Annotated in this window: 17 protein-coding genes; 5 read left to right on the top strand and 12 right to left on the bottom strand. The window is 53.4% G+C overall.

The features are described from left to right. Positions 1–10: 10 nt before the first annotated feature. The 9 genes from acs to rpsF all read right to left on the bottom strand — a co-directional run bounded on the left by acs (position 11) and on the right by rpsF (position 7,036). A complete protein-coding gene (gene acs, locus J2X05_RS20105; protein ID WP_310076048.1) occupies positions 11–1,948 on the bottom strand; it encodes an acetate--CoA ligase in 1,938 nt (645 codons plus the stop codon). Positions 1,949–2,150: 202 nt separating this feature from the next. Beyond that, positions 2,151–2,369 (bottom strand): hypothetical protein, encoded by a 219-nt coding sequence (locus J2X05_RS20110; RefSeq protein WP_310076049.1) that lies wholly within the window; start codon positions 2,367–2,369, stop codon positions 2,151–2,153. Between the two features lie 77 nt (positions 2,370–2,446). Next, positions 2,447–2,827 carry an aspartate 1-decarboxylase gene (gene panD, locus J2X05_RS20115; protein WP_310076052.1) on the bottom strand — a complete coding sequence of 127 codons (381 nt, stop codon included), beginning with the start codon at positions 2,825–2,827 and terminating at the stop codon, positions 2,447–2,449. Between the two features lie 39 nt (positions 2,828–2,866). Then, a complete protein-coding gene (gene panC, locus J2X05_RS20120; RefSeq protein ID WP_310076141.1) occupies positions 2,867–3,718 on the bottom strand; it encodes a pantoate--beta-alanine ligase in 852 nt (283 codons plus the stop codon). A gap of 127 nt (positions 3,719–3,845) precedes the next feature. Then, positions 3,846–4,370, bottom strand: coding sequence for an MOSC domain-containing protein (locus J2X05_RS20125; RefSeq protein WP_310076055.1), 525 nt, complete (start codon positions 4,368–4,370; stop codon positions 3,846–3,848). After that, positions 4,363–5,772: a replicative DNA helicase gene (gene dnaB, locus J2X05_RS20130; RefSeq protein ID WP_310076058.1), complete on the bottom strand. Its 1,410-nt coding sequence runs from the start codon at positions 5,770–5,772 to the stop codon at positions 4,363–4,365. Before dnaB ends, J2X05_RS20125 begins: the two co-directional genes overlap by 8 nt. Before the next feature lie 138 nt (positions 5,773–5,910). After that, the gene (gene rplI, locus J2X05_RS20135) at positions 5,911–6,357 is read right to left on the bottom strand and encodes a 50S ribosomal protein L9 (RefSeq protein ID WP_310076060.1); all 447 of its coding nucleotides are present in this window, start codon (positions 6,355–6,357) and stop codon (positions 5,911–5,913) included. An 11-nt stretch (positions 6,358–6,368) separates the two neighbouring features. After that, a complete protein-coding gene (gene rpsR / locus J2X05_RS20140) occupies positions 6,369–6,596 on the bottom strand; it encodes a 30S ribosomal protein S18 (RefSeq protein ID WP_007643439.1) in 228 nt (75 codons plus the stop codon). A 2-nt stretch (positions 6,597–6,598) separates the two neighbouring features. Then, a complete protein-coding gene (rpsF, locus tag J2X05_RS20145) occupies positions 6,599–7,036 on the bottom strand; it encodes a 30S ribosomal protein S6 (RefSeq protein ID WP_310076068.1) in 438 nt (145 codons plus the stop codon). 520 nt (positions 7,037–7,556) lie between these two features. Here rpsF and J2X05_RS20150 point away from each other — a divergent pair. Next, positions 7,557–9,020: a cellulase family glycosylhydrolase gene (locus J2X05_RS20150; protein WP_310076071.1), complete on the top strand. Its 1,464-nt coding sequence runs from the start codon at positions 7,557–7,559 to the stop codon at positions 9,018–9,020. A 159-nt stretch (positions 9,021–9,179) separates the two neighbouring features. After that, positions 9,180–10,097, top strand: coding sequence for a polyphosphate kinase 2 (gene ppk2 / locus J2X05_RS20155; protein ID WP_310076073.1), 918 nt, complete (start codon positions 9,180–9,182; stop codon positions 10,095–10,097). 22 nt (positions 10,098–10,119) lie between these two features. Here the strand turns inward: ppk2 and J2X05_RS20160 are convergent, their stop codons facing one another. Both J2X05_RS20160 and J2X05_RS20165 read right to left on the bottom strand, forming a co-directional pair. Beyond that, entirely contained in the window at positions 10,120–10,983 is an 864-nt protein-coding gene (locus J2X05_RS20160; RefSeq protein WP_310076076.1) for a fatty acid desaturase family protein, read from the bottom strand. After that, positions 10,976–11,392: a thiol-disulfide oxidoreductase DCC family protein gene (locus tag J2X05_RS20165; protein ID WP_310076078.1), complete on the bottom strand. Its 417-nt coding sequence runs from the start codon at positions 11,390–11,392 to the stop codon at positions 10,976–10,978. Before J2X05_RS20165 ends, J2X05_RS20160 begins: the two co-directional genes overlap by 8 nt. Positions 11,393–11,751: 359 nt before the next feature. On the opposite strand from J2X05_RS20165, the gene J2X05_RS20170 reads away from it, so the two are divergent. Next, entirely contained in the window at positions 11,752–13,629 is a 1,878-nt protein-coding gene (locus tag J2X05_RS20170) for a carbohydrate-binding protein (protein WP_310076081.1), read from the top strand. Between the two features lie 52 nt (positions 13,630–13,681). On the opposite strand, the gene J2X05_RS20175 is transcribed toward J2X05_RS20170, so the two are convergent. Next, positions 13,682–14,863 (bottom strand): AraC family transcriptional regulator, encoded by a 1,182-nt coding sequence (locus J2X05_RS20175; protein WP_310076084.1) that lies wholly within the window; start codon positions 14,861–14,863, stop codon positions 13,682–13,684. Positions 14,864–15,149: 286 nt separating this feature from the next. Here J2X05_RS20175 and J2X05_RS20180 point away from each other — a divergent pair, with 286 nt between their 5' ends. Further along, entirely contained in the window at positions 15,150–18,404 is a 3,255-nt protein-coding gene (locus tag J2X05_RS20180) for a galactose-binding domain-containing protein (protein WP_310076087.1), read from the top strand. Positions 18,405–18,659: 255 nt separating this feature from the next. After that, a complete protein-coding gene (locus tag J2X05_RS20185) occupies positions 18,660–22,253 on the top strand; it encodes a discoidin domain-containing protein (RefSeq protein WP_310076089.1) in 3,594 nt (1,197 codons plus the stop codon). Positions 22,254–22,309 lie beyond the last annotated feature (56 nt).

The raw sequence follows: 22,309 nt of genomic DNA on the forward strand, positions 1-22,309 counted from the left end.
CTTCGCGCAATTATTTATTAGCGCGATTCTCAATCAACTCATTCACCACCGCCGGATCAGCGAGGGTTGAAGTATCGCCCAGCGAATCCAATTCATTGGCGGCGATTTTGCGAAGGATGCGGCGCATAATCTTACCGGAGCGGGTTTTCGGTAAACCCGGTGCCCACTGGATTACATCCGGACGCGCGATAGCGCCAATCTCTTTTACCACTAACGCCAGCAATTCTTTTTTCAACTCATCGCTTGGCTGCTCGCCCGCCATCAAAGTGACATAAGCGTAAATGCCCTGACCTTTGATATCGTGCGGATAGCCAACCACTGCGGCCTCGGCAACCTTATCGTGCAACACCAATGCGCTTTCCACTTCGGCCGTGCCCATACGGTGACCGGATACGTTGATCACATCGTCCACGCGGCCGGTGATCCAGTAATAACCGTCGGCATCGCGACGCGCGCCGTCGCCGGTGAAGTAGTAGCCGGGATAAGTGCTGTAATAGGTGTCGATACAGCGCTGGTGATCGCCATACACGGTGCGGATTTGGCTTGGCCAAGCGGCTTTAATACAGAGGTTGCCCTCGCCTGCGCCTACCACCTCCTTGCCTTCCGCATCCAGCAATACCGGCTGCACACCAAAGAAGGGGACAGTGGCCGAGCCGGGTTTGAGGTCAATCGCGCCAGGCAATGGGGTGAGCATGTGGGCGCCGGTTTCGGTTTGCCACCAGGTATCCATAATCGGGCAGCGGCTGTCGCCGATTACGCGGTAGTACCACTCCCAGGCTTCGGGGTTGATCGGTTCACCTACGCTGCCGAGTATTTTCAAACTGGCGCGCGAGGTCTTGGTGACGTAGTCATTGCCTGCGCCCATCAACGCACGAATCGCGGTTGGTGCGGTGTAGAAACTGTTAACGCCATGTTTGTCGATCACTTGCCAGCAGCGGGAAGCATCAGGATAAGTCGGCACGCCTTCAAACATCAGGGTGGTCGCGCCATTGGTCAACGGGCCGTAGACGATATAACTGTGGCCTGTTACCCAACCCACGTCGGCAGTACACCAGTAAACATCGCCTTCTTGATAATCGAACACATACTTGTGAGTCATGGCCGCTTGCAGCAGGTAGCCACCGGTAGTGTGCAATACGCCTTTGGGTTTGCCGGTCGAGCCTGATGTGTAAAGGATAAACAGTGGGTCTTCGGAGTCCATGACTTCTGGCTCACAATCATTCGCCTGACGCTCAACGAGATCCTCGTACCAGAAATCGCGCTTTTCATCCCAAGCGATATCGCCACCGGTGCGCTTGACCACTATGCAGGTATGGACGCCGGGGCATTGTGCCAATGCGATATCAGCATTCTTTTTCAGTGGGACGCGCTTGCCGCCACGCAGGCCTTCGTCTGATGTAATCACGACTTGGCATTCCGCATCCTGGATACGGTCTTTTAACGCTTCGGGCGAGAAGCCGCCGAATACGATTGAGTGAATTGCGCCGATACGGGTACAGGCGAGCATGGCATAAGCCGCTTCGGGAATCATCGGCATATAGATGCACACACGATCACCCTTTTTCACGCCGCGCTCGCGCAGGGCATTGGCAAGGCGACAGACTTGATCGTGCAATTCTTGATAGGTAATAAATTGGTCTTCGGAAGGGTCATCGCCTTCCCAAATAATGGCGGTTTGGTTGGCGCGGGCGGGCAAATGACGGTCGATACAGTTAACGCTGACGTTCAGTTTGCCATCGATAAACCAGCTCACTTCGCCTTTGCGCAAATCGCTTTTGGTCACTTGTGACCAGGGTTGCTGCCAGGTCAGGAAGGTTTTTGCCTGCTCCGCCCAGAAAGTGTCGGGGGCATTGATCGATTGATCGTACATTTCCTTATAGCGCGCCAGATTGATCGCCGCCTTGGATTTGAAGCTTTCAGGAACCGGGTACAGGTGTACTTCTGACATGGTTTTATCTCACTGCCGTTATCTTGTTATTGATCGAGAGGGTAGCGACGGATGAAATTGGTGACGCGCAACATCCACGCTGTGAACTGGGGTCAAGCTTAGCAGGATTGGAGCTAAAAGCTCAATGACAACGTTGTCCAAAACAGTGCAAAAAGTGTAAATTTCGCACTGCAATGAAGCGTAAAAATGGAAAACTTATCCATTAGGGTTTCTTGATTCCCGGCCCTTCGCGATCCAGGCGATCCAGCTCTTTTGCGTAGGCATCCATATCCTCCCAGTCAAACGCAGTACCGGCATTGATATGATCAGGATGGAGCGCACGTGCCTTGGCATTTTCTTGCAGCGTGTGTTCTTTTTCAGGCTCACCATCAGCCTGCAAATCATCAAAGCGCTTGAGAATATCGTCTGCTTTAGTGGTCATATACCTACTCCAGTGACACAGTAAATACGACAAAAAAGGGCCGCATCGCGACCCTTTTCAATCCCGCCATCCAAACCCTACGCGACTTGCATAGGAATCGTATTGGACGTGCGATTCACGGTGTTATCTTCATTGAGATACACCAACTTCGGCTTGTGATTGATCAACTCGGCTTCGGTGAAATGGCCGTAAGTCGCAATAATCACGCGATCGCCCACTGCCACTTTACGCGCAGCCGCACCGTTCATCGAGAAAGTACCTGAACCGGGCTCAGCAAGAATGATATAGGTGTGAAAGCGCTCGCCGTTGTTCACGTTGTAGATATCGATTTGCTCGAATTCGCGCATGCCGGCAAGGGCAACCAAATTGGCATCGATCGCACAGGAACCGTCGTACCACAGCTCCGCCTGGGTGACTTTGGCCATGTGCAACTTGGCTTTGAGCATATGTGAAAGCATGGAATCCTCCGGGGAATCACTTGTGTAGCCTGCTAAAAATTAGCCCAGCACTACAGAAACGTTGTCAATTAACCGCGCGCCTTGCGTGTACATGGCGCCGAGTATAGTGATCTCCCGATCATCATGTGCCGCCATTTCCAGTGTGCGGCTATTGCAAATACTGATGTAGTCCACCCGAAACCCGGCCGCTTCAATCTGCGTACGCGCTTCGTCCACCAGTACCGTAAAATCACGGCGACCATCAGTTATCGCCTGCTTGATCGCATTCAAACTGCGGTTGAGTACCGCCACTTTCGGGCGCTCATCCGGGGTAATAAACCCATTGCGCGAGCTCATCGCCAAACCATCGGTTTCGCGGAAGATCTCACCGGCAGTGATTTTAATCGGAATACACAGGTCTTCCACCATCCGGCGAATCACCGCCAACTGCTGGAAGTCCTTGATCCCGAACACCGCTTCATCCGGCTGCACAATATTAAACAACTTGGTGACTACGGTTGTCACGCCCTCAAAATGACCGGGGCGGCTCGCACCGCAGAGCACGTCGGTCATGGTCGGCACGATTACACGGGTCTGCTCGGCCATACCATTAGGGTAGATTTCTTTTTCATCGGGGCAGAACAAGTAATTACAACTCACGGCCTCCAATTTGGCCGAATCCGCTGCGAGGGTGCGCGGGTATTTATCCCAATCCTCATTCAAACCAAATTGCAGCGGATTGACGAAAATACTGGCCACAACAATATCGCAGCTGCGCTGGGCGATTTTCACTAACTCAATATGGGCATTGTGCAGGTTGCCCATAGTCGGCACAAATCCGATACGTTTACCGGCTTTGCGCTCGGCAGCCAAGGCTTCACGAAGGGAGTGGATATGGTGAAAAACCTGCATATTCATGCCTCAAACTGCCCTTGAAATAGGCTTGGATTCGGGCGCGCGATCATACACGGTCAGGATAGAGAAGTACATTTTAAGATCAAAAATTGACCAAGCTTTCCACGCGAGTCAATTTACCTTACTAAGGGAAAAGTCGCTCTTGGCTATCGATTACGGGCAAACGAATAACCGCGTCCCCGACGCTAAAAGCACCGCCCTGAATCACTTTCGCACACAAGCCACCGTAACCAAACATAGCGGCAGTGCCGCCCTTGCCAAGTGCTTCATCCATACGTGAACAGGGATGGCAGAGGGCGTTGGTTTCGAGGATGACATCGCCAATTTGCAAACGCTGGTAGCGCAGCAAATTCATGTTCATACCTGAGATCATCAGATTGCGGCGCAGCAGGCGGGGGTCTATCGAGGAGTGTCCGGTGTGACGGCAAATTGCCTCAATGTATTCACTACTGATCAACGTAACCTGGCGCGCGGAACCCGGCGTTTTTTTCATCCGGTGATCGCCCACTAAACCCAGACCTACAACCGCTTCGGCTTGATCGATGACCACCACTTCGCCACGCCGTTCACTGCGCAAACCAATCCATTCCAGTTTTCCAGGAGCGATATTGGCGCAGAGCTTATCCAGTAGACGGGCTTGGCTATTCATAACCACCTTGATGGAGATATTCAGGTGCAAGGTTATCGAAACGGGTGTATTTGCCGACAAACGCGGCGCGGCAAGTGCCGATTTCGCCGTTACGTTGCTTGCCGATAATCAACTCAGCCATGCCCTTGTCCGGGCTGTCTTCGTTGTAGTATTCGTCGCGGTAGATAAACAGGATTACGTCGGCGTCCTGCTCGATGGCGCCGGATTCACGCAAGTCGGAGTTCATCGGGCGCTTGTTGGGGCGCTGCTCAACACCGCGGTTTAACTGCGAAAGTGCGATCATCGGGCATTCAAATTCTTTGGCGATACCTTTGAGCGAGCGCGAAATTTCCGAGATCTCTTGCGTACGACCTTCACCGCCACCGGCTACAGTCATCAACTGCAGGTAATCGACCATGATCATCCCGGGGTTGCCGTGTTCGCGCGCGATACGGCGGATACGGGCGCGCATCTCCTGCGGATTCAAGCCACCGGTATCATCGATAAACAATAGTTTGTCTTTCATTTTGGCAACGGCGGATGACAGTTTCGGCCAATCCTCCTCGGTGAGCTTACCGTTACGCATCTTGCCCTGGTCGATACGGCCGATGGAGGACATCATCCGCATCACCAGCGCCGCCGAGGGCATTTCCATACTGAACACCAGCACCGGTTTGAGCTGATTAAAGAGCGCACCCTCTACAAAGTTGAGCGCAAGCGCAGTTTTACCCATAGACGGACGAGCGGCGAGAATAATCAATTCGCCCGGCTGCCAACCTGAGGTGCGCTGGTCGAGATCGGTAATACCCGAGGGCACACCGGTGATATCGCTGCCGGAACGGAAGAGTTCGTCGATGCGTTGTACCGTGGCTTTGAGGAGTTCGTTCACCCCCACCAAACCGCCTTCTTTCGGGCGATCCTCGGCGATTTCAGCGACGCGTTTTTCAGCGAGCTGGAGCAGGTCATCAGAATCCAGACCGGCCGGATTCATACTCGATTTACTGATTTCCTGCGCCGCAGCAATCAGCTGGCGAAGGGTCGAGCGTTCGCGCACGATTTTGGCGTAGGCGGCGATGTTGGCAGCACTCGGGGTGTTGTTGGCCATCTCGACCAGATAACCCAAGCCGCCGACGCGCTCCAGCTCATCGTGTTTGTGCAATTCTTCAGAGAGTGTGATGACATCGAGCGGCTGACCAGCTTCCTGCAGTTCAATCATCATGCGGAAGATGAGCTTGTGGTCGTCGCGGAAGAAGTCTGACTCTGAAACAACTTCCAGCACCGCATCCAGACGATTGTTATCGAGCATTAACCCGCCCAGCACTGACTGCTCGGCCTCAACCGAATGCGGTAATGCAGCGTGGTTGGATAGCTCGCTGGCGAGGCGATCCTCAAAACTGGATGATTCGAAACTGGATTCAGGCATAGGTTTGCTTAGTTATTCGTCAATTCAAGTGCAAAAAAAATCGGACACTAGCGGTTCAACCAAAAGGTTGTCGATAGTGCCCGATTTCATATTGCTTGTCAGCAGATGCTGACGCGCAATGCTACTGCTTCCGGGTTATTACTCGGGAACAACAGCCAATTTAACAGCTTGGATCACTTCAGCATGCAACTGAACGTCGATCTCGTATTGACCGATTTCACGCAGTACACCTTGTGGCAAGCGAATTTCTGACTTGGCAACTTCAACGCCAGCAGCAGTAATTGCTTCAGCGATGTCGCGCGTGCCGATAGAACCGAACAGACGGCCTTCGTCACCTGCTTTAGCAGCGATGGTTACTTCCAACGCAGCCAATTTCTCAGCGCGTGCAGTAGCACCAGCGATTTTGCCAGCAGCAGCAGCTTCCAACTCAGCGCGACGCGCTTCGAATTCAGCGATGTTTTTAGCAGTAGCAGCAACAGCCTTGCCTTGTGGCAACAGGTAGTTACGGCCATAGCCAGATTTAACGGTAACTTTGTCACCAATAGCGCCTAAACGGCCTACTTTATCGAGCAGAATAACTTCCATCTCTATACCCCTTACTCGTGGCTGTCAGTGTATGGAATCAAAGCCAGGTAACGAGCACGCTTGATAGCAGTAGCCAACTGACGTTGGTATTTAGCTTTGGTGCCAGTGATACGGCTTGGAACGATCTTGCCAGTTTCGGTGATGTAAGCTTTCAGCGTTTCAACATCTTTATAATCGATGCGCTTGGTGCCTTCAGCGGTAAAACGGCAGAATTTGCGACGACGGAAAAAACGGGCCATGGTTATACCTCCTGCTCTTCTTCAAAATCATCTGCATCAACACCGTCTTCGTCAGACAGGTCTTCTGCGTCATCACGACGTTCAGCGCGTGGTGGACGTGCCTTGCGCTCGCGGCCTTCTTTCTCAGCCTTCATGATGAATGATTCTTCAGTAACAGCGGCATCTTCACGCAACACCATGCTGCGCAAAACGGCGTCGTTGTAACGGAAGTTGGTGGTCAGCTCTTCCAACACAGCTTCAGAGCATTCTACGTTCATCAGAATGTAGTGGGCTTTGTGCACTTTGTTGATTGAGTAAGCTAATTGGCGACGGCCCCAGTCTTCCAGACGGTGAACTTGGCCACCATCGTTTTTGATAGCAGAGCTGTAACGCTCAACCATAGCTGGAACTTGTTCGCTTTGGTCTGGGTGAACCAGAAAAACGATTTCGTAATGACGCATTTATAGCTCCTTACGGGTTAAAGTCTCCCGCCTTATCTATTAATAGTGAGGCAGTGAGACAAGGAGTAGCCAGTTTTCCGGCCTGCACAGAATGCAGTGCCATTCCCCCCGGCTGGTTTGGGGTGCGGAATTGTACGGATTCACCCCGGCAGATGCAAGGATAAAGAATGATCACGCCAAACCAAGCAATCGATAGCAGCCAACAATATAATGACAGCGATGTCAGGAACCGGTTTCATCGATTAAAAATGCGTTTACCTGTGGGTGAATATGAGCAATAACACGCATAACCCAATGGATATTCCGGATTTTTAGTAAATAATCCTGCGTTACCCTTGTGGCACAATAATCATCATTTCAACTGCCTACCTATACTAGGTGGAACTCTCGGGCACAGGGAAGCCGATAAATAATAAGCCGCCCCACTGGCGGAGAAAAACCCACAGAGTCAACCTGGATCCAGCATCCTCTAACTTGCGGGATCTGATTAACACGGCAAACTTCCTCTGAGACTCTAATAATGAAAAAACTCTTAAATAGCCCGTTGGCAGGCATTTCCCATTCAATTCGCAAATTCACCCGTGTCGCTGCCACAGTCGCTTTGGTTGCCCAAGCGGGTCATGCCATTGCCGATGTAGCGCCCCTCTCGGTACAAGGCAATAAAATTCTTGCCGGTGGCCAACCCGCCAGTTTTTCTGGCATGAGCATGTTCTGGAGCAATACCGGTTGGGGCGGCGAAAAATTTTATAACGCCCAAGCCGTTTCCTGGCTCAAAACCGATTGGAATGCCAAGTTGATTCGCGCCGCTATGGGTGTAGAAGATGCCGGCGGTTATCTAACTGATCCAGCGAATAAAACCCGCGTAATGACTGTCGTTGACGCCGCGATCGCCAATGACATGTATGTCATCATCGACTGGCACTCCCACAACGCCCACCAATACAAAACCCAATCCATCGCATTCTTCAAAGAGATGGCGACCAAATACGGCAACAAAAACCACGTAATTTACGAGATCTATAATGAGCCGCTGCAAGTGTCATGGAGCAGTGTGATCAAACCCTATGCGCAAGATGTGATCGCCGCCATACGCGCGATTGACCCGGATAACCTGATTATCGTGGGCACACCCACCTGGTCACAGGATGTGGATGCCGCCTCACGCGATCCTATCGCTGGTACCAACATTGCCTACACCCTGCATTTCTACGCCGGCACCCATGGCCAATCGCTGCGCGATAAAGCCACCACCGCACTCAATAATGGCATCGCCCTGTTTGTGACCGAGTGGGGTTCAGTCAACGCCGATGGAAATGGCGGCGTTGCTAACAGCGAGACCAATGCGTGGGTCAGCTTTATGAAAGCCAACAACATCAGTAACGCCAATTGGTCATTGAACGACAAGGCCGAAGGCGCATCGGCACTAGTGCCAGGTGCTAGCCCGAACGGTAGTTGGGCAACTTCGCAGCTGACCGCATCTGGAGCATTTGCCAAAAGCATTACCCTCGGGTGGCCGAGTTACAGTGGCGGTACGGGCAGCTCGGCAGCACCCAGCTCACGCAGCAGTTCAAGCATTGCAGCTGTTTCGTCTTCTCGTTCAAGCATCGCCCCCAGCTCAAGTTCGCGCTCAAGTGTAGCGCCCGCGTCCAGTTCGCGTGCTAGCTCTTCAGTAAGTGCAGGAAGCGGCAAATGTACACAAGTCGTGAGCAACCAATGGAACAACGGCTTTACCGGTGCAATCCGCATCTGCAATACCGGGACCAGCGCAATCAATGGCTGGAACCTTAGCTGGAATTACAGCGATGGAACACGTGTTACCAATAGCTGGAATGCCAATGTGACTGGCTCCAACCCTTACACGGCGACACCACTGAGCTGGAACAGCAGCATTCAGCCCGGGCAATGTGCAGAAGTCGGGTTCCAGGCCAGCAAACCGGGTGCAAATGTCACCACTCCAACCATCACCGGTGCAGTCTGCAAATAAATACCTTTTTGTACCGTCAAAGCCCGGTTATTGCCGGGCTTTTTTAATTGTTGCCCACGCCTTTCTTGCCCTTTCCCAACGGCCCGATACCGTCATCATTTTGTCATCAGATAAGCCTAGCGTGATGCGAATAACCCGCAATCCACCCGGAGCCTGCCCATGCCGAATAATTCCCCCAGCTACAGCATTGATTATGAGCGCCTGTTACAAGAGGAAATGCTCGACAACCTGGACGAAGAGCTGGAGTTGGAGCTTGATGACGACCGGCTGGAAGCCTTGGCTGAAGGTGAGGAGACCGGTGCAAGCATGGATCGCCGTGTCTATTTCCGCGAACTGTTGCGCCTGCAGGCAGAACTGGTGAAGCTGCAGGATTGGGTGGTCGATAAAAAGCTAAAAGTCGTCGTGTTATTTGAAGGCCGCGATGCTGCTGGTAAAGGTGGCGTGATCAAACGTGTGACACAGCGCCTCAACCCTCGCACTTGCCGTGTAGCTGCCCTGCCAGCTCCCAGTGACCGCGAGCGCAGCCAGTGGTATTTCCAGCGCTACGTATCCCACTTGCCCGCTGGCGGTGAAATTGTGTTGTTCGACCGCAGCTGGTACAACCGCGCCGGTGTCGAAAAGGTGATGGGGTTTTGTAACGACGACGAATACGAAGAGTTCTTCCGCACTGTGCCGGAGTTTGAACGGATGCTGGTGCGCTCCGGCATCATCCTGATCAAGTACTGGTTTTCCATCACCGATAGCGAACAGTACAAACGCTTTTTAGCGCGGGTGCATGACCCGCTCAAACAATGGAAGTTATCGCCCATGGATATGGAATCGCGCCGCCGCTGGGAGCAATACACCAAAGCGAAAGAGGTGATGATTGATCGCACCCATATTCCTGAAGCACCTTGGTGGATAGTGGAAGCGGTCGATAAGAAACGCGCGCGCCTCAACTGTATCAACCACCTGTTGTCACAAGTGCCCTACGGCGAAGTCGATCATCCAAGGGTCGAATTACCCGCCCGTGTTTACAACCCCGACTACTATCGCGCGCCGATTCCCGATGAGCTATTTGTGCCCTCTATTTATTAAATCAGGCTGTGAGGAGCCCCGATCAACCAAGCTCAGTCACCCCCAAAAACCTCACTTCAGTGGCGTCAATTCGCATGGCTAACTCAGCCAAATGGCGGGTTGGCACCGCTGGAAACAAATGGTGTTCGGCGTGATAAAACATGCCGCAGGTTAAAAAATTGACCACCCGGGAACGACAGGAGCGCGCATTGACAGCTGAGCCCTCACACTGGCGATGTACTGCCCAAATACCGACCATGGGCGCCGATAAATTGGCCACCAGCATCATCAAACTGTAAAGCCCATACACGGGCGATTCGAACCACACGAGCATCATGCACTGCAACAACGCACTGACGGCAAGCTCGGCCAGTATCCAACGTTTTTGCAGCTTGGGCGCATCCCGCAAAGCAACGATATGGATATAAACGGGATAAATCGGGCTTTTAAGCAATGCTCGCCCAAACGGCAGAGTGGCCAACTCGCCTTCAACATCGCCTTTTTGCATGCAGTGTTTATGATGGTACATGTGGGTGTAATTGATCGCATGGGATGAGCCCAACATCATCACACTGATAACCCCCATGACCCAATGATCACCGCTGGGCGTCAAACCCAAGGTGCCATGAAACGCATTGTGTGCTACCCGCAAACCCAACATAAACACATAGATAACAGCGATACCCATCGCAACGATCCAACCCCACTGTACCGAACCAGTCGCACCCACTGCCGTTGCTTGCTGCCCGCAGACGACCGCTAACAACAACCAGGGCAAGGGCAAGCACAACTCGCGCGCCGTTTCAAAACGCTGATACTTGACCAAATCCTTCCAGCGCACCGACTGCGTATCAAGCAGAGCATGGGCATGGGCATGGGAATGACGATGAGAATCGAGATTATTCATTGCGGCTCCCTTCACACAGGTTGGTCGCACCGTCGATGCGTCTGAGTGCGCCGGGGCGCAGGCGGGTAAATAAGCGATAAAAACGATCGCATTGGGCGGCGAGGCGCGGGTACTTACGCAACAGGCGGGCAAGGTGACGGTAGCCCGGTAAATACGACCACATCACCAAATGCCCCGCGAGGCCGATATGCATCTTGCCGTGAGCATCCAGTACATGCAGCAGTTCCATCGCCGCTTCAAATTCCGCGCCCATGCTCTCCGCTAGTTGGCGCTGGCTGCGCAGGTCAATCCAGTCGATGCGCTGGTCTTTATCCAGAGTTTTACAAAAAGCGACTTCGCGCCGGCAAATAGCGCAGTCGTTATCAAAAAAGACACTTATCACTGCGGCGGGGTTTGATGGTGTGGACATGGCAGTCTCCTGAAAAGCGCTAATACGCTGGGAATGACTGCACTCTAGGGAAGTGAACGAGCAGTAACTTCCTTTTTGATAAAACAGGTGCAGATATCTCGATTAATAAATTTAAGTGTTTAAAATCATAAGGTTAGAAAATTACAGAATGATAAAAATGGAGTGAGTCATGAACAACAGCGAATCTCTCCGGTGGAGAACTACTGCAGATATTTATGAAGTGGCACTTACCACTTTAGGTCGCAACCTAAAGTAGGTGGTTTGCCTCGAGCACGAGGATTGAAATGACATCACCTTGTATAGGCAAGGCCCCCTGAATTACAGGGGCATGTTCAATGACACAACCCAGGTGAATAATAATGAACAATAATCGTCACGGTTGCGCGGCCACAGGTGCGCACCACTCTCGTCCACGTAAAACGCTGTTCGCAAGTCTGGTAGCCGGTCTTACCAGTGTTGTTTTTTGTAGTGCGGCCATGGCTGCAGTCCCGGCCTTACAGGTGCAAGGCAACAAAGTTCTGGTTGGTGGCAAATCTGTCAGCCTTGAAGGTGTCTCCCTGTTTTGGAGTAACACCGGCTGGGGCGCAGAAAAGTTTTATACCGCCGCTGCGGTCAAACGCGCTAAAACCGAATTCAACGCCAACCTGATCCGCGCCGCCATCGGCCACGGGGAAGGTGGTGGTATCCAGGATGACTGGAACGGCAACATGGCGCGCCTCGATACCGTTATCCAGGCAGCCATCGACAACGATATGTATGTAATCGTTGACTATCACAGCCACAAAGCACACGAGAATTGGGGTTCAGCAGAAGCCTTCTTCAAACAAGTGGCGCAAAAGTGGGGCCAACATAACAACGTCATTTACGAACTCTACAACGAGCCATTGGGTGTGGATTGGCACTCAGTACTCAAACCCTATGCAGAGCATGTGGGTGGCAAAATCCGCGCGATCGACCCCGACAACCTGATCATCATGGGCACGCCTAACTGGTCGCAAGATGTTGATGTCGCATCAACCAACAAAGCCAACGTCTCTAACCTGGCCTATACCGTCCATTTTTATGCCGATAGCCACCGTGGTTCCTATCGCGCCAAGGCACAGACCGCGCTCAACAACGGCGCGGCGTTGTTTGCCACTGAATGGGGCGTAGGCCATGCCAATGGTAGAGGCACAGTGAATCACGCCGAAACCTGGGCCTGGATTGACTTCCTGCGCGCTAACGGCATCAGCCATGCGGGCTGGGCGTTCCACGACAAAGAGCGCGACCAGGCGACGGGCGAAGTGGAAACCTCATCCTTTTTCTGGGCCGATGGCTCATTGAAAGAATCCGGCAGATTTGTGAAAGAAATTCTCGCTGGCCGTAAGCCGATAGATGGCGGTGGCGGAGGTGGTGGTGGCGACGGCGGCTCAACCGGTTCCTGCCAAAAAGCCGGTGTGGGCGATACCTTGCAAGCTGAAAACTTTTGCCAAGCTAGCGGAATACAAACGGAAACCACTAGCGATGCCGGCGGCGGCCAGAACGTGGGTTACATCGACAACGGCGATTGGCTGACCTATTCCGTCAACGTCCCTGCAACCGGCACTTATAAAATAAGTTATCGCGTTGCAGCGTCTGCTGGCGGCGGACAATTCCAGCTGGAAAAAGCCGGTGGAAGCCCCGTTTACGGCAATGTGAATGTTCCTGCCACTGGCGGCTGGCAAGCCTGGCAAACCGTTTCTCACAACGTGGTATTACCAGCGGGAGAGCAGTTAATCGCTATAGCCGCGGTGACTGGCGGTTTCAACATCAATTGGTTAAAAGTGGAAAGTACTGGCACTCCTCCGGATACCAACCCAGGCCAAGTGATCACCACCCTGCAAGCTGAAGATTACAGCCAGCAACAAGGTACCCAGTTGGAAAATACCACTGATGCCGGTGGTGGTAAAAATGTGGGTTATATCGATGCCGGTGATTGGCTGTCTTACGCCGGTACGCCAGTGAATATCCCCAGCACTGGCAGCTATGTGATCGAGTATCGCGTTGCCAGCCAAAACGGTGGCGGCAGTCTGGCATTTGAGGAAGCGGGTGGCGCTCCAGTGCACGGCACAATCGCTATCCCGGCCACCGGTGGCTGGCAGACCTGGACGACCGTCAAACACACCGTCAACCTGAGCGCGGGTAGCCACAAGTTCGGTATTAAAGCCAACGCCGGCGGTTGGAACATCAATTGGATTCGCATCAGCAAAGCGAATTAACAACAACAGAGTCCAGTAAGTGAAGTCATTGGCCGCCTTCGGGCGGCCTTTTTTATTTTGCCTGTACCGGAATCGAATTGACTGGCTTCAACATCTGCTTGCGATACTCCGACGGAGTCATACCCACCATTCGCTTGAAAAACCGGTGAAAAGCCGATTGGCTGTTAAAGCCGGATTTATACAAAATGTCCAACACTGTATCGCCCGCACATTCCGGCGCTGCCAACAAGCGCTTGGCCTCTTCCACTCGCTGGCTGTTGATGAACTCAAAGAAATTCTGCTGGTGATGGTCATTGATAATGGTCGATAGCTCGCGCGGCTTGATGCCAATCTGTTCAGCAAATCGTTCCAGATTGATCTGGCTCTCCAGATGCAATCGCAATTCGCTGATACCGCGCTGTACCGCCTGACGCTTTTCATCAACCTGTGGCATCTCCTGCAAACGATCCTTCTCCGGCTCTACTGCCACCACCAATTCCTGCTGCAATAACTCGCGGGTATTGCGCCAGCCAAACAGGAACAGGCCATTAATTAACAACACCGTCAGGTAGTTATTCACTATGCCGAGTAGGTCATTGGTTTCGCCGCTGACATATCCACCCAGAAAATAGGCGACAAATGACCAGAGCCAGTGGATAAAAAATCCACCCAACACCCAATCCGCTAGACGCAATTCGCGCTCTGCGATGCTGGAATACATCTGCTTCAAATGCTTACGCAAACGGTATTCGGTGTAGAAACATGCAAGCACATAGATAAGAGGGGAGCACTTCACCAAAAACCAGACAAAAGCCAGCGCCGCTCGATCAGCCACTGACAAAGCCGCCCAATGCCAGGGCAGCCAATCGTAGATGCTGAGGTCGTAGGCAAAAATCACCCCTACGGCCAACAAGGCAGGTACCAGGTGCACCCCATGGTGCCAGTGCTGAAGGTCAATCGCGCGCGACAGCGAACGCAGATAAAAGAACAATACCGGCCCCTGCAATAGCAGACAGGCTGACAGCAGCGCAGGTATCCATGGGTAATTAGCAATCGCCATAGATTGGAAACTGGCATTCCAGGTGATCAGCGTAGTGGCCAGCGTGCCCACCACCAACAGGAAGAAAACCTGTAACAAACGCCGCGGTTGCTTCCTTCCACCGGGCAAGATCCCAAGTGCGATACATAGGATCAGGGCTTCCAGAATGGTCAGGGCGATGACCACTTCGTGCAGGTTGAGTAGTAGATTCTTCATTATTTTTGTCTCTTGAGCCGGCACCCCGGTGGTCCGGCAGTCCTGTTGTTTTTATGAGTGAAATTATAAGCGACAAGAGTGCAAGGATCGGGGTGATCCAAGTCGTAATTATCGCCATAACCTGGCCTTCCCACCCGTCCCACTTTGCATTTTTACTAAGTGGGGCTTCTCAGTTTTATCTGGTATGCAAAAAACAGGAGGATTATCCCTTGTGCGAGGTGAAATAGTGATCACCAATGCAGCGACTGACTGCATTCAACTCTAACAATAATGAGAGGCTTCACTAATGAAAAAGCTAGCCAATGCTATTGGGCTACTCCCTATTGCACTTTTACCCCTGCTTATTGGACAAGCTGCTCAAGCACAAACCTGTGGTTGGAACCAGGTTTGGAAAGATGATTTCAACGGCACAGCCATTGACCGCAACAACTGGTCGCAAGAAGTGAATGGCGATGGCGGTGGCAATGGTGAACTCCAGTACTACACCGATCGCCCCGAAAACATGTGGGTGAGTGGCGGCATGCTGAACATCAAGGCAATCCGCGAAGCCTACAATGGCAAAAGTTGGACCTCTGCCCGCCTGCGTACCAAAAATGCGCAGGATTGGACTTATGGCAAGATCGAAGCGCGCATGCGCATGCCCAAAGCCTCTGGCACCTGGCCTGCATTCTGGATGATGTCTACCGAATCGCAACGCGATAGTCACGGTTGGCCGAACAACGGCGAGATCGACATCATGGAAGCCGCAGGCACTCATGAAGATATCAGCGGCACATTGCACTATGGCGCCTACTGGCCCTACAACGGCAACACCGGCTGGCCGAATCCGGACAACCTGATAGTGCCCGAAGCCGGCCGCACCAAAACCGATTTCCATACCTACGCGGTGGAATGGTACGAAGACCGTATGGTCTGGTCGATTGACGGTGTACCCAAAATCACCAGCTCGCGCACCAAGCTCGACGGCGTAAACCCGGTGCGCTCCAACTGGGATTCTTTCTACAACCGCCCCTTCCATGTGATCCTCAATCTGGCGATTGGTGGCTGGTTCCCCGGCTTCCCCGATGGCAGCGAAGGCCCTGAACAATTGATGCAAGTCGATTATGTCGCCGTTTACAAAAACGACGAGAGCTGGTCGGTTGAGGGCGATACCTATGTGTATCGCGGTGAAAACTTTAAAAAATACCGCATCGATGGCCCTACTACTGCAAGTTACAACTGGTCTGTTCCTGCGGGCGTGACCATTGTGTCCGGCCAGGGAACACGTGAGATTGTGGCCTCCATTGGCAACTCAGCGCGCTCCGGCAACATTAGTGCAACCTTCAACTCCGGCTGTAGCGTTAAAACGGTCAGCAAACCCGTCACCATCGAGCAAGGCCGTACCCAAACACTTGCAGCCTATGAAAGCGGGTTAGGGCTTACTCACCTGCAAAACGGCGTGGCACTTACCTCCGGCGCTATTGTTAATAACCCTGCACCGGGCGCAGTCAACACTTCCAGCAAGGTACTGCACTATGTGCGCGATGCCAGCCAGCAGTGGGATAACCTCAAGCTCACCGGTTTCGGCAAGCTGAACGCAGGCGAATTGCGCTCTGGCCGCGCCAAGATTTTTGCCGACATCTACTACCCCGCAGGCGCCACTAATCTGCTTGGCAAAGAGATCGGCGGCGGGCTGGAAAACAACACGGTAGTTAGTGTCACCCCGAGTTGGGATGGCAATACCGGCCGCCTCGCGCGCTTCAAAGGCACCATTGGTAAAGCCGGTGAATGGCATACGGTTGAGCTGGGCTTTACTGGCACTCCGGATTCGGGTATCGCCGCAAGCCAAGCCGATAATCTGGTATTGATGGTGGAAGCAGGCTTCAATCGCCCCGCCGATTTCTACATGGATAACGTCCGTATCGTGTGGCCAGACAATGGCTACACCCTGAAACAAACCATCGCCAACTTTGATGGCACCAGCAACGGCGCGATCAAAGCCGCCCCCGCCACCAGTGGTGTGCGCACGATTGTCGCCAACCCGGGACCTAACGCGGTGAATTCATCGCCAAACGTGCTGCGTTATGTGCGCGATGTGGGTGCGACTTACGACACCCTGGCATTCAATGGCATCACCGGTATTCCCGATGCGATGGATGCCCAACATGGCATGGTGCGCGTCGCGGTGGATGTTTACACCACAGCGCCAGTGGGCACGATCATTTCCATGAACCTTGAAAACGAGCTGCAAGTGAGCGCGGTTACGCCAGCTGATTGGCAAGTCGGCCGCCACAGTTTCTACCAAACCGAGACCACTAAAACCGGCCAATGGGAAACCCTGGAGTTCAACTACAACTTCGCGGCCGCCTTGGGCGATTGGGCGAATAACAAAGCGTCTGCACCTTTCACCGGTGTCGATCAATTGATTTTCCTCATTACTCCCGGCGTGGCCAGCAGCGGTACTTTCTACTTCGATAACTTCCGCGTCATGGCATACAACAGGGATGCACCGGCAAGTGTCGGCACCTCGTCGTCTACCACCAGCAGTAGCTCGATCGCACCGCCATCCAGCGTAGCAAGTAGCAGTCGCAGTTCAGTTGCACCGAGCAGTGTTGCACCTTCTAGCATTGCGCCTTCAAGCACTCCACTGAGCAGCTCGCGCAGCAGCGTAGCGCCCAGTTCTGTAGCGCCAAGCAGTATCGCCAGCTCAAGCTCTGCCGGTTGCACCAACTGCCCACCGGTATTGGTATCACAAGGTCGCCCCGTCACTGCCAGCACCGCATTGACCGCAGCAGCTAACGCGGTAGATGGCGATGGCGGAACGCGTTGGGAGTCGGCACATGCAGTTGATCCAAGCTGGATCATGGTTGATCTGGGCAGTTCACGGGCGTTGTCGCAAGTGGTAATTGATTGGGAAGCAGCAAATGCCGCCAACTATCAAGTTCAAGGCTCCACTAACGGCACCAGTTGGACCACCCTCAAAACCGTTACCGGCGGAGCCTTTGGTACCCGCACGGATACGCATGCTGTGAGTGGCAGCTATCGCTATGTGCGCATTTACGGCACCGCGCGCAGCGCGGGCAACCAATGGGGTTATTCTATCTGGGAGCTGAAAGTCTATACCCAAGGCACTCCAGCAAGTAGCTCGGCAGCCAGCTCCAGCCTGGCACCGGCCGCACCGCTGAATATTGCCAGCGCAACCGCCAGCACCGCGTTAACCCCAGCGGTCAATGCGATTGATAAAAACAGCGGCACCCGCTGGGAATCAGCCCATGCGCTCGACCCCACATCGCTGACCCTGGATTTAGGCAGCGCCAAAACCCTGAGCAGTATCGCAATTGATTGGGAGGCAGCCAACGCGGCGAATTACACCGTGCAAGGTTCGAATGACAACACCAACTGGACCACCCTCGCTACCCGTACCGGTGGCACCTTTGGCAACCGCACTGACACCCTCGCCATCGCTGGCAGCTACCGCTATGTGCGCATTAACGGCACCGCGCGCAGTGTGGGGAATCAGTGGGGATATTCAATCTGGGAAGTGCGTGTACTGGGTTGGTAAAAACCAAATTTAACAAGATCACATCAACAACAATATTTACCACAGCTCCCTCAATCCATTCCCGCTGACCGGGCGGGGATGGAGGCTTCACACCCGGCATTGCCAGCAATGCCAAGGCCGGGTGATTTTTTAACGGAAGAACAACAAGGCCAGACAGTTTTAACAATAACAAGCCACTCGTGTGAGACCCGCCTGAATGCAGTGCGGCTTTTATCAACTCCTTATCCAATAAAAAATAATTCCCTTGGAGGAACTATGCGTTTCCTACTACAAAAACAACCACTTACTGCGGTAATCATCAGCCTTGGGCTGGGCGCAAGCGCGACCCAAGCCCAAACCGCCTACAACGATGCCTGGTGGGCAAGCCCCAACGCCAACACCAGCTTTGTCGATCAATTTGATGGTGTGAGCATCAACCGCACCAAATGGCTGGTAGAAAAAAACATTTTCGTTAACGGCGAAGATATTGATTATCAAGATGTGGAATACCCCGCCGCTGACTGGACTTTCCGCGTCGGCCAGCCAGATGCAGGCGCGAGCGATGGCAAGGTACTGAACCTGAAAGCCCGCTATATGGATGGCCAGATCCAAGACTACTACGGTGGCACCACCGGGCAAGGCAAGCCGCTGTTTATCCGCGCCGGCCGGATCGAATCGCAAATCGCCGATGACTCCACTTTTGTATTCGGTAAATTCGAAGCCCGTATCAAAATGCCGCCCGCGCGCAACGGCGAATTCCCGGCATGGTGGTTATTAGGTAATTTTCCGGATGTAGGTTGGACTGCCTGCCAGGAACTGGACATCATCGAGTTCACCGGTGCTAACGCCAGCAAAGCCCCGCAGACCCGCTGGTCAGCGCCCTACCCGGCTTATGGCGGTAATCCGTTCGGCACCACTTACGCACAATTGGGCATCAGCCCGAGCGACCAGTACATCACTTACGGTGTGATCAAAACTCCCGAATACATCGAGTTCTATATCAACGGCGTCAAGACCTACAGCTGGACCAAAGCCGAGCGTGGCGACCAGCCCTGGCCCTACCTCACGCCCATGCGCATGATCCTTAACCACGCCATCACCCATGTGGAATGGCCGGACGTAGGCAACTACAACAAGTTCAGTACCGACGCAAACGTGGCCAATAAAACCGGCTACACCCGCGTGACCAACGGCGTGACTGAATACGAATACCTCGATACCGCGAGCATGAACACCAATATCGGCCGCACCGGTACGGATTTCCTGGTCGATTACGTCGCCCACTGGCCGCTGCCAACCACCGACAGCTGGAAAAAATATACCGACGAGGGCAAATACAGCTTCTTCCGCCCAAGCAACAACACCAAGGGTTTCTACCCGCTCAAAGGCTGGATGGCGCCTGTGTCGGTCACTGCGGACGCCTACTTGCAAGAAGGCGATAACGCCTACCGCGACAACAGCGCCAAGAACGCGGCCGATGGCTACGTGGGCTCAAAATGGGCAACACCACGCGACGACAATATGCACTCGGTCACTATCGACTACGGCATGGATAAACCGATCAAATACTTCTGGATTGAGTGGAGCTGGAACCTGCCAAAGTCCTATGACATCTACGGTAAAACCTCGACCGGCAACTGGGAATTTATCCGCACCTCCGACCAACAAAGCGTCGGTTGGGCGACCCACACCTTCGATGTCAATAAGACTTACCGTTACGTCAAACTGGTAACCAAAGGGCGTATCGATAAAGCCGAGCCAATCTGGTTGCTGGAATTCAAAGCCTTTGAAGATGTTGCCGATGTCTATCCAAAACCGGCCGGTACTGCACTGGTTGATCGCGCCATTAACGTGCTGGGCAATGGCACTTTCGCTACCGACCTTAATGGTTGGGTGGGCGAAAACTACGACGGTTCAGGTGCTGCCTACTCTGTTGTCAATGGCGAAGCGCGTATCACCGCTGCTGCCCAAGGCACTGGTGCTGGCTCTTATCAGCTGCACACCCAAGGCTTTGGTTTGAAACGCAATTACCGATACCAAATCAGCTTCCGCGCCCGTGCAGCATCGCCACGCAACATTCAAGTACGTCTGTCCGAAGACCAGTTGAATCCATCGGCGGCGGGTACCTATTTGTTACAAACTGTCGCGCTTGGAACCACTATGAGCAATTACAGTTTCAACCTGGACTTCACCGGTGGTGATAACGCTGGCCGTCTCGCCTTCCTGTTCGGCGCTATGGGCAATGCGACTACCTTTATCGATGATGTGGTGATCCGCGAAATCGCTTATATCGGTTCCGGCGATCCCTTGGTTCCTGCGATCAGCGCGACCAATTTCACCGGCGCCAGCAGCGGCTGGGAAACTGAGTGGTGGGGTGCTGCAGCGCGTGCAGTTGACGGCTCAACCGGCAACAAAGCCAGCGGTAAACCCGGCATAGCAGACAACCAGGATCTGTGGGTGAGCGTGAATATCGACCCGGATTTTGAAGTGAAAGAAGTGTTGGTTGCAGGCGATAAATCCGCGCCGCGCAGTTTGGCTCAGTTCAAAGTGGAATACGGCACCGCCAACAACACCATGATCAACTGGACCAACAGCAATAACGATGGCACCTATGAAGGCTTCACCGGTTTCAGTGCTTATCCACCGGCGAACGAGCGCAACTTCCGCTTCTGGTTCCGTCCACCGGCTGGCCAGGTAGTTGAAGTCGCTGATGTGCAATTGATGGCAGTGGATTTAAAACCGCACCGCATCTACACCATCAACCTGGATAGCGCGGGCAGCATTAGTCCAGCGGGCACTCTCCGTTACAGCAAAAACAACACTGACTCGGCGACTTACACCTTCAATCCACCGGCGGGCCAACAAGTCGCCAACGTGATTGTGGACGGTGTTTCTCTGGGCGCGATGAACAGCTACACCTTCAACGCGATCTCCGCGAGCCACACCATTGCAGTGTCGTTCACCGGTTCAGTGCCAGCCTCTTCGGCAGCGAGTTCCAGTGCGCCCTCGTCAACGCCTTCCAGCGTGAGCAGCTCCAGCGCACCGACTTCGGTATTGGTATCGCAAGGTCGCCCGGTCACTGCCAGCACCAGCTTCCAACCTGCCACTAACGCGGTTGATGGCGTGGCCGGTACCCGCTGGGAATCCAACCACGGCGTGAGCCCAAGTTGGTTGATGGTGGATCTGGGTAGCAATCGTTCACTGACCCAAGTAGTTATCGATTGGGAAGCAGCCAACGCCGCTAACTATGAAGTGCAAGGTTCTACCAACGGCACCAGCTGGACGACCTTAAAAACCGTCACCGGCGCCGCTTTTGGCAACCGCACGGATACCCATGTAGTCAGCGGCGCCTATCGCTATGTGCGCGTTTACGCTACTGCACGCAGCACCGGCAACACCTGGGGCTATTCAATCTTTGAATTGAAAGTCTTTGCACAAAGCGCGGCGGCCAGCAGCAGTTCTGCATCAAGCACCGCAGCCCCTGCCCTCTTAACACCGGTGAGCGCGAATGCGAGCACCGCGTTAACCGCGGCGAGCAATGCGATTGATAAAAATGGCGGCACTCGCTGGGAGTCAGCACATGCGATTGATCCGAGTTGGATTACTTTCGACCTGGGCAGTGCAAAAACGCTTACCCAAATTGCGATCGATTGGGAAGCAGCAAATGCTGCGAACTACACAGTGCAAGCCTCCAATGACAATGCTAACTGGGTCGATATCGCCAGCAGAACCGGCGGTGCTTTTGGTACTCGTACCGACACCCTCACACTAAGTGGCAACTACCGCTACGTGCGGATTAACGGCACCGCGCGCAGTGCTGGCAACCAATGGGGTTATTCAATTTGGGAGGTGCGCCTGACAGGATTTTAATTAAAAAATCAATTCATTAAAAAAAGTTTCATTATTCGGTCATACCACTAAGCCGC

It is taken from the genome of Cellvibrio fibrivorans (assembly GCF_031457055.1).
GTDB classification, from domain to species: Bacteria; Pseudomonadota; Gammaproteobacteria; order Pseudomonadales; family Cellvibrionaceae; genus Cellvibrio; species Cellvibrio fibrivorans.